Raw genomic sequence first — 13,930 nt, 5'->3', positions numbered from 1 at the left:
TGTAGTGGTGGCCTGTTTATGCAGTTTGATGTTCATGAATACGCTCCTGAATGATCTGCTGAAGGAGACCCTTTGCAGCAAGCAAAGGATAACTCCTCAATGAGATTTGATCATCCGGAATCTGACAGCTAAAAGCTCCTCTATATCTTCTAAAAAACTGTTGTTTCCGCTTTTCTTGAGCTGGATTCAGCAGTTTTTTTAGGCCTCAAAAAAGCGAGTCTTGCGCCTGCGAAAAAACTGTTCAACCCGGTTGTGAGGTGAAGTCAAAGGTTCTTCTTTTGCATAAAAAAGTCATTTATTTATGTTCGAAATAAGGTTTTTTGCACTTAATTGGTGCTAACTTCGTGTAATTGCTTTTATTTTTCTGTTATTAAGTCTTGGATAATTGATTTGGCTCTAATTTACGTAAAGGGATATCCGATAAACTTGATTTAATCAGAAAATAGCTGCTGTTTGTCCCTCTCGATCAGGCTAGACGGCAGTTGCGTAAAGAATCAAGACTGCTAGCCAGGAAGAACAAATGGATAGAACAGACGAAAATCTCGACTCGCAGGAGATGGCTCTGGAAGAAACCAGTGATGCCACCGAGCATACAGAATCCGAGGCGGAAAGCCTTTTCCGGCCCAAGGATCAACACCTGTCACCCCTGCTCTTTACCTTTATTACCGTCTTCTCGAGTATTCTGCTCTACTACTTGTTTGATGACTATTCCCACTATTATCGCGATTGGTTTCTGCTGGACCTCTTCAGTGACTGGGGTGACAGCTGGTTGGCGCGCATTCCCTTAACCTTTATCAGCTGGTTTTTACTGGGCAGTATTTTTATCGCTATTGTCTGGTTGATGGGTGAGGATATTATCGAGCACGCCCACCTTTTTATAAAAACCAAACATCTTCATGCAGAAAGTGCGCTGACCCGTCTGAACAAACGTCCTCTCTTGTGGATACTCAAGATGTTGGCTTGGCTGGATTTCTTTGCTCTGGGCATCTGGGGCGTGATTTTTACCGGGATGGCTGTTATGACCCTCTTTAACGGTCTGGATCTCGGGCTGTTGATCCTGATGGGGGTGATGGGCAGTGTTTGCCTGGGGGGCGGTTATCTTTTTGCTTTTGTTTTTAAAAATGGTGAAAAGTTCTATCTGAATAACCTGAGTAAATTCTCCAGTTGCCTCGGCTTTTCGGGAATGGAAGTCCAGATGATCAATGGCTATTCAGTGCTCAATAATGATGCTTCGCTGAAACAGGCCTTGCAACGTATCTATTGGCTCCTGGGGCAAGCCAATTTCGCGCTTTTATTTGATTACCTCAAGGATTTTGATTTTGGGGGCGTTTTCCGCAATTTGATGAGCATCATTTTTATGTCCCTGCTCAAATTGCTGCTGCTCCTGCTTGGCCCGCTGCTGGGTTTCTTTAAAGCCAAGTATTTTTATTATCTTTTGTACCCCCTGGCCGCTGTGGTGCTGTTAGTTGTATATCTGCTCTCTCGGGTTTTCTATCTGCTGCTGACACTTTTCAGTAGTGTGGTTTTTTACGGTTTGATCGTGTTTTTTGTACTCTTTTCCCTGGGGGTGGCTGCTTCGGTCCTGGTCATTAATGCGCCCTTGTATGAATGGTTTTTTCAGGTTCAATCGACGGATCTGACCGCTTTACTGCTTCTTGCCGCTGCCCTGGTGGTACTGAATGTCTTCTGGGGTTTGATGGTCTGGAGTTTTAACTATGAGTTTGATGGCTACTACAACCCCCGACACCTGCTCAAGATTTTCCGTACATTTCTGGGAAGTAGTCGCTTAGCTTCTAAGGTGGTTTTTCTGATCACGCTGGTGATAGGTGTTGGTAGTATTGGTTTGCTGCTCAAGCAGGCTTACGAGGATATTCCTCAGCAAAGAGTTGTGGCGCTCTACCAGGAGGTTCGCAGCAGCTACATTTATTTCATGCTAGATACCCTCAATGACTGGTCATCCATCGACTCGGTAGTGGCCAGTGAAAATCTGCGCGGTCGATTACAGCATCATCAAGACGTGCTCTATGCTGCCCAACAAACAGCAAATGAGCACCCCATCGATATTCAATGGCAGGAATTGCCTGGATTCGATAAGTCCCTTGAACTGGCTTTGGTCGCAGCAGGACAGCTGGATCAGCTTATAGCTTGGTTGCCTGAAACCCTGGAACCTCGCTATATCGACGGAATGGTGAATGCCAGCTGGCAGGAAGCTGACCGAATTTGCACCGAGCAGGGCTATCAGCTGCCAGATGCTGATGAATTGCGTGAAGATATGGCTGATTATGACAGCTATGCTGGGCATTACCGTTACTGGTCCTCTACCCAGGTTCAGGGAACGCAACTGGCCTATGCCATCGAATACCCCAGTCAGACAGCCCATCAATTCATGACCAACCAAAAGCTGGCTGTTTGGTGTATTGATTAACCCTGCCCACTAAGAACTCAAGGCCCCTGTCATCGGGGGCCTTTTTTATGCCTGGGGAGGTAAGCAGGTCTGCAGGATCTCGGTCAGGGAGGTTTGCTGAAACTGCTCACCCAGTTGTTGCTGCATTTTGCTGCCATCCAGGAGCAGAGGTTGCTGCCAGAGGTAGCGCATTTTCAAGACTTCTCTGAAAAGAGGACTGAAAGGGCGGGCCAGATTGAGTGCCCACCAGGGAAAGGGTTTGATTTCAAGCGGGCGGTTCAGTTGCTGGCAGGCTTTTTCCCAGCAAGCCGTATTCAGTAGTTGCCCGGGATCATGAAACACCGACCAGCTTGCCAATGGCTGCTCCAAGAGGCTGACCGTATTGGCCGCCAGATCGGGCAGATAACTCCAGAAATGCCGATGTTGACGATCATGAGGTAATTTTAACCGGACTTTCTTGCCATCAATGGAGGCTACCTGGTCCAGCCAGCTACCCCGGGTTTCAGGGCCAATAAAATCCCCGGCGCGGACCAGCAGAATACGCGCTCCTCGGCAGGAGGCCTGGTGAAGCCGTTCTTCCATTTGCTGGCGCAGTTGCCCCTTGTCAGTTGGAGGCATAAAAGGGCTGTTTTCGTCTTGGGGTTGGAGTCCCGGTGCCAGCACATAGACATTGCCGGGAAAAACGACCTGCAGGTGTCTTTTTTCGGCCACCTGAAGAGCCTTTTCCAACAAGGGTAAAGCCAGTGCCTGCCAGCGATGATAGGGGGGATTCAGAGCGTAAACCAGTAACTCCGCCCCCTGAGCCGCCTGATCCACGTCAGCTTTGCTCCCGGCTTCACCCCGGTGAATATTTTCTGGGTTTAGCCAGGAGGGCGTCGGGTCGGATTCACGCAGCAGAGCCTGGACCTGCCAGCCATTAGCTTGCAAGGCCTTGCCCAGAGCCTGACCGAAATTGCCATTAACGCCTAAAATCAGTGCTCGTTTCATTGTCTTCTATTCCTCTTGCCCTGGATGGAGTCTAGATTCTATTATTCTTTTATTTTTAGAGAAGCCAATAAAATGACGAGTCATTATTCATTTATGAATAAGATTAGCTGGCAGGCCTGGCAGATGTTTCTGCAATTGGTCCGCTCCGGCAGTCTCAACCGGGCGGCTGAAAAGCTGGGCTGGTCCCAGCCGACTTTATCGCGTCAGCTACGTCAGTTGGAAAAACAACTGGGCCAGACCCTGTTTGATCGAAGCACTCAGGGCCTAAGACCCACAGCGTTTGCTTTGAGTCTTATGGAAAGCTGTGAAGAAATGGAAAACTTGGCGCTGCAATTGGAGCGTAGGGTCTCAGGGTTGGATCAGGCTCTGACGGGCCGGATTCGTTTATCCGTGAATGAGTTGTTGGCCCAGTACTATCTGCCAGCCCTTTTGCCCGGTTTCATGGATAGCTATCCACAATTATCCCTGGAGGTTGAGGTCAATAACCGCGCCTCCAGTTTGGATCGTCGTGATGCTGATGTTGCTCTGAGAATGTTTGTACCGCGGCAGCCGGATCTTGTAGCTCGTAAGTTGTTTGAACTACCCCTGGGGTTTTATGCCAGTGGAAGCTATCTCGATCGGGTAGGCCAGCCAAGCAGTGTTGAGGATCTGCTGAGACTGCGTTTATTGGGCTATGACCGTGATCAGCAACTGGTGGCAAAAGCAGCAGAGCTGGGTTGGTCGCTTGGAAACGAGGATTTTCTTTTGCGCACGGATTTTCAGCCTTTGCATCTGGAGCTGGCCTGTCAGGGCGGAGGCGTGGTGATTACCCATGCCTCCTTGGCTGAATCAAGAGGTTTAAAAGTTGTAGAGGTGGATTTACCCTTGCCCTCACTGCCGGTTTATCTTTGCTGTCATCGGGATGTCGAGCATAATCGACGTATTCGTGTCTTGATGGATTTTTTGGCTGAGCATCTCAGCCCGCACCTTGTTCGCTGATTTGGCGCTGGAGCTGAATAATGCTGGAATCCCTTCAACACCTGCTTGAGCAGACCTTTCTTTCATCTGCTGGTGTGCGTCTTTTACTTTTGAGCCTTTTACTGCTGGTTGTGGTTTTCTTTTTGCAATGGCTGTTTTCGCGCCTGATTCGCCGTAGTGATCTGCCTGGTGAGTTGCGTCGCAAATGGCTGGTGCAATCCCGCAATGGGCTGCTGTTGTTGGGTCTTTTGGGGCTCTTCATGCTCTGGGGCGAAGAACTGCGAACCCTGGCGCTCTCGGTCGTGGCCTTGGCCGTGGCCCTGGTCGTAGCAACCAAGGAGCTGATTCTGTGCCTGACCGGGAGCCTGCTGAAATCCGCCGCTCGCTCTTTTGATATCGGTGACCGCATCCAGATCAAGGATTTTCGTGGCGATGTGATTGATCAGAACCTGCTGACCACCACACTTCTGGAAGTCGGTCCGGGCAAGCTGACCCACCAGCGAACCGGGCGAACCCTGGTCGTGCCTAATGCCATCTTTGTCGCTGAGCCGGTAGTAAACGAAAGCTATACTCAGGAATTTGTACTCCACGTATTTACTCTGCCGTTTATGCGCGATGACCGCTGGCGCGAAGCCAAACAACTGTTGCTCGAGGCCGCCCAGCAGCATTCGGCCCCCTATCTGGAAGAAGCGCGCCGACATATGCAACGCCTAGCCAGCCGCCGGGGTCTGGAAATGCCCAGTGTTGAGCCGCGGGTCAGTCTGCAGTTTCCCGACGCCGAAGAAATCCATCTGATTATTCGGGTGCCCGCCCGGGCCAGCCAGAAAAGCTATATCGAACAGGCGATCCTGCAGCAGGCTTTTGCCAAGGAAGATTTTACGGGTTCAGCGTCTTGATGCAGGTATCGGGATCGCCAAGATCCTTCCAGCGCCTGGCTCCCAGCCGATAAAGCTGGTGCGCTCGTAAAGGGTGACCTTCGGGCAGGGCAGGGTGCTCAAAGTCTTCCACATACTCCATGCCCAGTCGTTGCATTACGGCCAGCGAGGGCTGGTTGCTTTTTGCCGTGAAGGAAAGAATTTCATCCAGACACAGCTTTTCAAAGCCGACTTTCAGAGCCGCGCGGCCCGCTTCAGTCGCATAGCCTTGGCCCCAATGATTCCTGGCTAGTCTCCAGCCCACCTCAATGCAGGGAGCGAAGGCCAGAGCATCGGTGGGGGCATGCAAGCCGGTAAAACCGATAAATTCGCCGGTGGCTTTGAGCTCCACCGCCCAAAAGCCCCAGCCCAGCTGGCGAATCAATTCCTCACAGAGATCGGCAATGCCATCACTTTCTTCGCGCTCGAAGCAGCGGGGAAAATAGCGCATCACCTCGGGGTCGGCATTCATGGCCGCAAAGGATTCAAGTTCCTCAGGTTACCCAGGGAAGGGTCTCAAGTGGGCCAACTTCAGTTATTAGAGACTTACAATAGACAGAATGGCTCCGAATTAAGTAAAAAATTTCTGCTAGCAATCTAGTCCGCAAGAGTAGGAGTAGGCATTAAAGGCGGTGGCGATTGTAAAAAAGGAATTGCTTGTTAGGGGCGATCAGAGAATGTTGATTGCGTTGAAGAGGACAAGATTGGGTGCCATGTTTGAAAAGCCACGCAACAGCTAGCTTTTTAAAGCAGGTCTCTAATCCAAATGGATGATTTTATTTTTTGCTGAAAATGTTAGGGTTAAATCATGTGGGTTAAATGCAGTGATGGTCACGATTGATTCCTGAAGTGTGAAGCTGATCTATTTGCTGGGATTTGTCTTTGATGGTTTTCTAGCCTAGCTGATTTTTTGCTAGTCAGTGAAAGGCTAAGATGCTGTTGCCTGGAATCCTGATAGCAGTGCCTAACTGCAAGCTAGACGATCATCACAGTGAGAATGCACTGTGAGCCTTGCACATGAAGATCAGGTATTTCCTAAGGATAAGGTTATTTATTTAAATAGTGAGTTAACGAATATTTTCGATGACCGCCAGGGCTTGCAGGGGTATTTTGCAATTTTTCAGTAAGCTCGTTATGGGTTGGAATAGGGCTAGAAAGCGATTTCTTTGCAGTTAAAAGCTTCTTGCAGCAAATGGAATGAATGAGTGGCCGCCAGAATGAATAATTATTTTAATTTTTTAGTGGTTCTTTTCTGTATCTCTTTAGTTGTCGGTTGCAGCGAACATGAAGGGCATAAGCGAGATGCCTCAAGTAGTTCTTATTCTTTAAATAGTTCATTCGATGATACGGATGTTGTAGTTGTTGATGGGATCAATGTTATTTGGGTGAATTATAAGCTTGATGAGAATACGGACTGGAAGCGTATCGCTGTTGCCAATACAACCAGTGCGATTAACGCGGTGACGCCCGATAAAGTTGCTGGCCGTGATTTTCTTGGCTGGGATATTACCCAAGCAGAAAATGGTGAGACTATAGCAATAGCAAAATTTGACTATACCCAGGTTTTGCCGCGGATTACTGCAACCAGCGGAATGCGTCTGTTGGGCCGTGAACTCTCAGTAAATCGCCTGCCTATCAGTCTGGTCAGTGTGCAAAATGTTTATGATGCGCTGATACTGCCTGAATCGGTAAGTGTGAGTGTTTACTCGGTTAATGGTATAGAAAAAACAGCGAGCGATCAGTTGGCTGAAGGTGATTATCTTTTAATTTCACCTTCAACCTCATTGACACGCCGTATTGAATTGAAAGGCGTGGCCCCGAGGGTGGCTGGGGGATATCGGCATACCAATGCACTCGACTCCAGTGGTCAAATATGGGGTTGGGGTAGAGAGGTATACGCTTCCTTGAGTACAAGTCGATACGATAATACGTCGACACCTAGCTCTATTGTTTGTGAGACCTCTTGTCCCGCTTATTGGGTCGATCTTTCTGTTGGTTATGAACACAGCTTGGCTATTGATAATCTAGGGCGGCTATGGTCCTGGGGCGAGAATGATGACTACAGTTTAGGACAAAGTTATTTCACCTACAGTTCAATTGCAGATTTAGTCCCAGTGAGCAATACAGTAGGCTGGAGTGTAGTTGAAGCCGGTTTGCATCGATCCTATGCCATTAAAAAAGATGGAAGCCTCTACGCCTGGGGGAGAGGGTATGGTTACGCTCTGGGTAGTAATAGTACATCTCATATAAGCAGGCCCCAAAGAATAGGCTCAAGCAATGACTGGATTGATGTGGTGGCCTATGGAGAGCGTGCCCTGGGTCTGAAAAAAGATGGCAGCCTCTGGGCTTGGGGTGAGAATACTGACTGCAGCCTGGGAATAAAAGACTGTGACGAGAGTTCGAGCAGTGCTTACGTTACGACTCCACAAGCTCTCAATCAGGGTAAGGATTGGGCAAGCCTAAGTGCTTCTGCCGTATCTGAGCATGTCCTGGGGATTAAGGTAGATGGCAGCTTGTGGAGTTGGGGAGCAAACAATCTGACTGCCACTGGTTCGACTGCAACGGAAGGCACTACCAGAACGCCAACAAGAATTGGAGACTCAAGAGCCTGGGCGCAAGCTGTAGCAGGCTACCGTTATAGTCTCGCACTGGATGAAGCAGGAAATGCTTTTGTATGGGGGTCAAATCAGGACGGACAACTAGGCGTCGGCCATTATACCGATGTTCAATACAGCAGTTCCTTACCTAAGGTAGAAGGCTACTACTTGAATGTTAAGTATCCTTGGATGAGTCTAAGTACAGCTGTATTTGCTGATTATAACCGAAGCAATGGCGTACTGGAAAACGGCGTGGTCTTGGGGTGGGGAGAAGATTATGACTATGCTGGAGAGGCTCTGGGAATCAGTAATACCAACGCACCTCAGCCTATTCTTCTTTTAAATGGCAATCCTTTAAATCTTTGATCCTTGTTTGCCGTTATTTGACAGGATGACATTAATGAATAAAGTTTATCTGATTTTTTTATTGATATTTATACTGGTTGGTTGTGGTGCTTCAGCAGTAAATGATAGCTCAACGGCAGCAAGTTCAGAAAGCCGTACACCTGCTTGGGTATTAAACCCGCAACGTGATGGTTACCAGCTTGCAGTGGGTGCAGCGGATAAAACCATCCCTCACTATGAGAGAGCTGCCTATATCAGAGCTCAGGCTGAATTGGCAAGGCACCTATCCCTCCACATAGAATCCGTTTGTGAGCAGCGCACAGCTATCGACAATGGGCACACGACAGAAGAGTTTCATTGTGCAACGAATCAATCAACGCAGCAGTTAATGGCAAGTAGCGAAAAGCTGGATACCTGGGAAAATGCTTCACATTTTTATGTATTGTTAGGGGTAATGAATGAAGATGTTTTTAAAGCGCCATAGTATATTTGCTTTATCCTTAATAATACTTCCCTGGGAAGCCTCTGCAGATCTTTTTATGCCCTATCTGAATGCCCAGTCTTTGGGTCGTGTCGGTGCGGGTACTGCTCACATCAGTGGATCATCTTCTATTCTGGAGAATCCAGCTGGTTTAACCCTCAATCATTCTTATGGTTCCGTCAAATCAAAAAGCATCAGCTCTGATATATCTTCTTCGGGTTTTGAAATATCTGCTGGGTTTATCGATCGGCCAGATTGGGGTAATAGCAATGCTAATCGAAGCGATCTCTACAGTAATGAAGATGGAGGTGGAATAACTGGTGGGATGCATTACAGCGCCTTGAGTTGGGGTATAGGCGTGGCAGTAGGTGATTTTGGTGAATTCAGAACACTAGGCCCAGATGAGACTGAAGAGGGTTTTGCTCCCCTTTCTGGACGTTATTATGGAGTAGGGACAGCATACAACTTCTTGCCGGACGCTTGGGATGTTAACTTTAAAGTAGGTTTAAGTTATTTGCATTCTGGTGAAACAGGTTTTGCGCTGGTTGGAGGGGTTCAAAGTAAAATTATTGATAATTCTAAAATTAGTCTAATGATTGGTGGTAGTCGACGCCAATTCTTCTTGGACGACTATGTGGCGACCTATAATGATTATGCGGATTATGTTGACACTGATATTGATTTACCGCACCAAAGCGCTGTAGGCATTGGGCTGCTTGTTAAGAATATTAAAACATCTTTCAATTTTTCTATTGATTACAAGATTACTGATTATACGGATGTTGTTTTTTTGGATGACCCGGGGCCGATTAAATCCTGGAGCCCGGCTTTGGCTAATATTGGGGTTTATGAAAGTATGCATTCATCCATTACTCTTTTGACTTATGGTGGGATAGATTTGACGGTTGGTTATAATCAGGGTAATGATGAAGCAGGTGTGCTGGAATCAAGCACTTTAGGTGTTAGTTTTTACATTCAAAATCTTGGTATAGGCTATTCTACCCAAGAAATTGAAGCCAATGAGCAAGCAGTCAGTTCAGACAGCCTGATACTCACATTTCAGACAGAATTTTAAATAATTAAAGCGCAATTGATATGCAAAGAATACAAGATTTTTCGAAAAAATTTTCCTTGTTTTTTATGCTGGGAGTAACAGGTTGCAGCTTGCTGTATTCAAATTTCTCTTGGTCTGAGGTTCCGGACTTCTCGTTGCGCATTTCAGAAAATTGTGAGATTGCTGAAGATGACCTTTCTAAAGAGGATGCCGTTAATAAATATAGGGCAGCTCAATGGTTTCTTGACGCCTTGCGAGATGCTGAAACTGATAGAGATCTTCTTGAGTTAATTTACGAAATGAGTGTGTACCGGGATGAGTTGCTGTACACCCAAGGGAATAAACCTGATCTTGAAAGCTTTTTGAATTTTAGGCAATCCTATGACCTGGATCAGATAGATCCTAATGAACTTCGGGATTTATTGTTTTATGAAATTCTTGCGCTTTATACTCAAGCCGTCGATATTGCAGATGAACCTGAAGGTGATGGTTATTTAACAATTGCAGTAGAATGTGTTGCAACTCAACCAGGTACTTTGCCGGGATTTCCGAGTTTGCGTCAGTACGTTAATGAAAATGAGCGTTATTATAATGCCCCGCTAGAGTTGGCTGAATTAAGGCTTTCTTTAGGTATGAATACTTATGTGGTAATTGAGTATTATGATAAAAAAGATTCCCAGGTCAGGATTGTGAACGACGGGATTAGTGCCTTGCAATCATTTGAATTAAATATAAACGGTCGTCGAGTTTTTAATGGTGATATCGAGCAAGGTGAGAGTGAGCAGATTAACCTTTCCAATCGTTATTTACGAGGCACCCTTTCTTCCGAAGAAAAAATAGGATTGGGTACTTATTCTACTGAATTGTTGGGCTTTGACCACTTTAAAAATTAAAAGTAAAGGTGTGTGATGAATAAATTGAATCGATTTCTTGTGACAGCTGCCTTTTCTACTCTGGCAGTGAGCAGCGCGGTGGCAAGCTCAACGCAACTCCAGTACCTGGTTGAGCTTAACGGGGAGCCACGCGGGGTATTGATGCTCGATATAAGTCCCGATCATCAGGTTCAGGTGTCAAATAGAGGGTTACAAGCTAGTGATAATCTGCCCTTTTACGCAGAAATAAAAGCTTTCTCATTGGGGCAGCCACTAAGCAGTGATTTTGGATATACCTTAAACAGCATCAGTGTGAATGGTCAGGATAGTTATAGTCTTCGCTATGATCTTTCTGATGCAGAAGGTCAGGATATTTTAAGGCGCGCTCGGGTTCCTGAAGTCGACCGTGCGAATCGTGCAGTTATCCTTGATCAACAGGGGCGACCCGTCAGTAATTTCCCTGTTGAGCCCGTTTTTAATACGGAAGCTCTCTTGATTGCTCTAGGTTTAAATGAAGGCAACAATGAAAAGCGCATGTACTTTTACGAACCTGGCACCAATCGTTTTTTAAGGGTTTTTCTAGAAGGCCAGGGTAGAGGTACACTGGGTGGTGATCAGTGTGAAGTGGACCAGTATCTCTTGAGGCTTGATCAGGAAGGGCAAGCTGAAGTGCCTTTGATCAATATAATGCAAGGTGAAAGTTACGTGCGGGAAGCTAATGCTGCTTCTGGAGCCTGGTCACTGAAGTTGGTTGCAGCTGGGGAAGAAAAGCAGCATCAAGTTGCAGTTGAACAGAGAATTGTTAGCATGTCGACCCAGCAGATTTCGAGAAACTTGGGTTTCTTGAACTCAAATCCCATAGGGATGGAGATGAGTTATGACCAGTATCGCGTAAACCACCGAATAGAAGGCAGCCCCGACTCTCAACTCAGAAGCCAATATGCCTCCGCTCGTCTCAATGCAAACTCAGTATCAGAAGATGTTGAACTGGTGAATGGCAACTACAGCATTTCATTTGATATCGGTGCATATTGTTCGGAAATCCTTTCCGGTTTGGAGACTCATATCAGTCGATCACTAGCATCGATTCCGCAACTGAACTCCTCGGATTTTAGCTATGCCGTTAGCCTTGATGAAGGGGATAACCAGTGCTCCAGTATTAATTTGAATATTGAAGTGGAAGGGGATGATCCTTTTCATTATATGACTATGCTAGGGAGCATAAACAATGTTGTTAAAAGCTACTCTATGACCTTGCTGAACGCATCGGAAGCCGTCGTTGAATTTCCCAGTGGTAAAGATAATGACGATGCAACACTTACGGAAGAAATGACCCTTAATTACTCTGCATCTCTGGCAGAAAATCAACTGATTACCTCAGTATTAAATGAAGCCGGTGTCAACAATAGAGATAAAATTAACCAGATGAGCCAAATATCGTTTATTCAAGGCGATTACATTCAGACCTCTGTTCCTGAGTCTGAGATTATTACCTCAATTTGTCAGGATATGGGATCACGCTTGTCAAATATTAATAATGCCAGCATTACCTCTGCTGATGTTATTAATGATCAATGCCATTTTGATATGACTCACGCAATCAATAAGAACTCTGCTCAAAGTCAGCTAATTGATAGTTTTGTTAGTGAATACCCCCATATTTCTTTTTTGTCTGAGCAACCTCAGTTGCAAGGTAACTTTATAGTCTATAACGGCCTGCTTGGAATTGAGGGCGAAAGCAATGCTTGTCAGTAAGGTGCAAGGGATGAAGCTAATAAATAGCCTGTTCTTGAGTTTGTTGTTGCTGACTTTTTTCTTCCCAGTTGCTCATGCGGAAGAAGACAGGTCTCATGCGGGTAATATCGGTGTCATTCCTGTTGCGATTCCGGATACTTTCATTAACCCGACGGCACGACCTCTGGTCAGAAATATTGTTGCTGATACTTTTCAGCAAATGCGCTCTTCAGCAACGACGATCATTCATAGGCAGTCACTGACAGGGGTGGGTGTAAAGGATGTCAAGATTCCCTGCCAGAGCGATCCAATGCTTGGAATCAATGTGCCTTGTGGCCCCTATTCAGGAAAACCTTTTCCACTGCGTGCCTCACAAATCGAGGCACAGCAGGCACTAGTCCGCCTGTTTTATGAATATACTGCAATGAGCGGTCGGGAATACACCCGGCAAGTGTCTAATGACAATGAGCTGATCGGCCTGCTGACACTCTATGTGCAGGATTTCGAAATTATGATCAATCATGAAATGTCGACACTGGAAAGTGACTCGATCACGATCAACCTGGATCTTGTTGCAGATATTCCTGCCAGTGGTCATTCAGCAAACAAGTACATCGAGTTCACTGCTACTCCCTACCGTAACCGTTGGGCTTATGATCAGCCTGCTTTGTTGGCCAAAATTCAGGAGGCTGCAAATGATATCTATCAGGAAGTTTTGCAATCAAATGAAGTGACCGATCCTGGTTCAAGTCTCAGCGGATTCTAAATACAATGATGAATATTAGAGCCTTTTTACTACTGTGCCTGTTCAGCCTTTTTATGCTGCCGGTCAGTGCTGCCAGTACAGAATTTATTGCAGTTGTACCCCCCCATTTGAATTATTCTGAGCTGGAATCTCAGGATAATGACGTGAAGATAGATATAGCACGAAGCAGTTTTGCATCTTTTCAGTCAGGGGTTGCCAATCATGCTCGAGAACTTATAAACCAAAACTTTCACCTGGCGATTGTTGAAACTGCTCCGGCTAGTTCTGTGGGGCAGCAAAATATCGAGCGTTTTTATCAGTTATCAAAAAATGCAAAAATCGATTGGATTAACAATCAGGAAGCCTTGGCACTTGGTTGGTTAACCTTTGATGACCTTAGTGAACGCTTATATGAATGTGGTTCATCACCCTGCCATTTAGCATATTCAGTCAACTTTTTATATAGCAATGGCCGCAGCTACTCAGTAAATGGTGAATTTGAGATTTTACCCGGAAGGGCCATGAGTTCAGAAGCCAAAGAGTCCATTGCTAGGCTTACGCAGAGTTTACTTACTAGGATTTCGAGTCAGTGCGATCAGGCTGATGAAGGCCCCTGTAGTGAGCTAACCCTAGAGCCTTCTCATGAGCAAGAGGCGGCTACTGAATCTACGCCTGGGTCTAAGTCTGTATCTCAGTCCGAATCCGAACCTGAATCCGAATCTGAATCTGAACCTGAGTCTGAGTCTGAATTTGAACCTGAGTCCGAGTCTGCACCTGAGTCCGAGTCTGCACCTGAGTCCGGCCCTAATAATCAAACCAAGCTAAAGCAGAAACAGTAGC

Annotated in this window: 11 protein-coding genes and 1 pseudogene; 10 read left to right on the top strand and 2 right to left on the bottom strand. The window is 46.4% G+C overall.

All coding sequences use genetic code 11. The annotated features are described in order from the left end of the window. The first annotated feature begins 520 nt into the window (after window positions 1–520). Window positions 521–2,425, top strand: a complete 1,905-nt coding sequence (locus DFK18_RS12880) for a hypothetical protein (RefSeq protein WP_114418683.1) — start codon at window positions 521–523, stop codon at window positions 2,423–2,425. A 45-nt stretch (window positions 2,426–2,470) separates the two neighbouring features. Here DFK18_RS12880 and DFK18_RS12875 read toward each other — a convergent pair whose 3' ends face one another. Next, window positions 2,471–3,391, bottom strand: coding sequence for an NAD-dependent epimerase/dehydratase family protein (locus DFK18_RS12875; RefSeq protein WP_114418682.1), 921 nt, complete (start codon window positions 3,389–3,391; stop codon window positions 2,471–2,473). A 93-nt stretch (window positions 3,392–3,484) separates the two neighbouring features. Between DFK18_RS12875 and DFK18_RS12870 the strand changes: the two genes are divergently transcribed. Both DFK18_RS12870 and DFK18_RS12865 read left to right on the top strand, forming a co-directional pair. Next, window positions 3,485–4,369 (top strand): LysR family transcriptional regulator, encoded by an 885-nt coding sequence (locus DFK18_RS12870; protein WP_114418681.1) that lies wholly within the window; start codon window positions 3,485–3,487, stop codon window positions 4,367–4,369. Window positions 4,370–4,389: 20 nt separating this feature from the next. Beyond that, window positions 4,390–5,244 carry a mechanosensitive ion channel domain-containing protein gene (locus tag DFK18_RS12865; protein ID WP_114418680.1) on the top strand — a complete coding sequence of 285 codons (855 nt, stop codon included), beginning with the start codon at window positions 4,390–4,392 and terminating at the stop codon, window positions 5,242–5,244. Here DFK18_RS12865 and DFK18_RS12860 read toward each other — a convergent pair. Then, window positions 5,225–5,746, bottom strand: a pseudogene (locus DFK18_RS12860) (GNAT family N-acetyltransferase); the annotation flags it as partial. The gene DFK18_RS12865 and the pseudogene DFK18_RS12860 sit on opposite strands and share 20 nt — an antisense overlap. Window positions 5,747–6,479: 733 nt before the next feature. On the opposite strand from DFK18_RS12860, the gene DFK18_RS12855 reads away from it, so the two are divergent. The 7 genes from DFK18_RS12855 to DFK18_RS12825 are packed head-to-tail and all read left to right on the top strand — an operon-like array spanning window position 6,480 to window position 13,929. Next, on the top strand, window positions 6,480–8,225 hold the full coding sequence (locus tag DFK18_RS12855; protein WP_162299784.1) for an RCC1 domain-containing protein: 1,746 nt from the start codon (window positions 6,480–6,482) through the stop codon (window positions 8,223–8,225). Between the two features lie 34 nt (window positions 8,226–8,259). Continuing rightward, on the top strand, window positions 8,260–8,688 hold the full coding sequence (locus DFK18_RS12850) for an LPP20 family lipoprotein (protein WP_162299783.1): 429 nt from the start codon (window positions 8,260–8,262) through the stop codon (window positions 8,686–8,688). After that, window positions 8,663–9,760, top strand: coding sequence for a hypothetical protein (locus DFK18_RS14510; RefSeq protein WP_162299782.1), 1,098 nt, complete (start codon window positions 8,663–8,665; stop codon window positions 9,758–9,760). The genes DFK18_RS12850 and DFK18_RS14510 overlap by 26 nt, the downstream gene beginning before the upstream one ends. Before the next feature lie 20 nt (window positions 9,761–9,780). Then, on the top strand, window positions 9,781–10,632 hold the full coding sequence (locus DFK18_RS12840; protein ID WP_114418675.1) for a hypothetical protein: 852 nt from the start codon (window positions 9,781–9,783) through the stop codon (window positions 10,630–10,632). 15 nt (window positions 10,633–10,647) lie between these two features. Next, a complete protein-coding gene (locus DFK18_RS12835) occupies window positions 10,648–12,366 on the top strand; it encodes a hypothetical protein (RefSeq protein WP_114418674.1) in 1,719 nt (572 codons plus the stop codon). Next, entirely contained in the window at window positions 12,353–13,111 is a 759-nt protein-coding gene (locus DFK18_RS12830) for a hypothetical protein (RefSeq protein ID WP_162299781.1), read from the top strand. The genes DFK18_RS12835 and DFK18_RS12830 overlap by 14 nt, the downstream gene beginning before the upstream one ends. Before the next feature lie 5 nt (window positions 13,112–13,116). After that, window positions 13,117–13,929: a hypothetical protein gene (locus DFK18_RS12825; RefSeq protein ID WP_114418672.1), complete on the top strand. Its 813-nt coding sequence runs from the start codon at window positions 13,117–13,119 to the stop codon at window positions 13,927–13,929. Window position 13,930 lies beyond the last annotated feature (1 nt).

Source organism: Marinospirillum perlucidum (assembly GCF_003336805.1).
Lineage (GTDB): Bacteria > Pseudomonadota > Gammaproteobacteria > Pseudomonadales > Halomonadaceae > Marinospirillum > Marinospirillum perlucidum.
Note: the sequence above shows the minus strand (reverse complement) of the source record. Positions and strands in the feature narration are given on the sequence as shown.